The 358-nt window shown below is 70.4% G+C and carries 1 protein-coding gene; it reads right to left on the minus strand.

Annotated elements, in window-relative coordinates; genetic code table 11:
- Positions 1 to 331, minus strand: a 331-nt coding sequence (locus tag KSO97_RS17360; RefSeq protein ID WP_232681885.1) for a bile acid:sodium symporter family protein, incomplete at its 3' end; no start/stop codon positions are given.
- Between the last annotated feature and the right edge of the window lie 27 nt (positions 332 to 358).

Genomic DNA, 358 nt, shown 5'->3' on the forward strand with positions numbered 1-358 from the left:
GGCCGCCCCAGAAGGCGACGTTGAGCGGCATCAGGAAGATCGCCAGCAGGTTGCTGACCGCCGTCATCGACACCGAGAGCGCGACGTCGCCGCCGGCCCGGTGGGTGGGCACGTTGGAGACGTTGCCGGGTGGGCAGCAGGCCACCAGGATCATGCCGAGCGCCACCGAGCCCCGGACGTCGAGCAACAGGGTGAGCCCGAAGGTCACCGCGGGCAGTGCGATGAACTGCGCGAGCACGCCGATCGCGATCACGCCCGGACGGCGCAGCGCCGCGGCGAAGTCGGCGATCTTGGTGTCGGGCGCGACGCCGAACAGGATCGCGCCGATCACGATCTTCAGGGTCGTCAGCGGTCCCTC

The sequence above is a fragment of the Nocardioides sp. R-C-SC26 genome (assembly GCF_021246465.1).
Lineage (GTDB): Bacteria > Actinomycetota > Actinomycetes > Propionibacteriales > Nocardioidaceae > Nocardioides.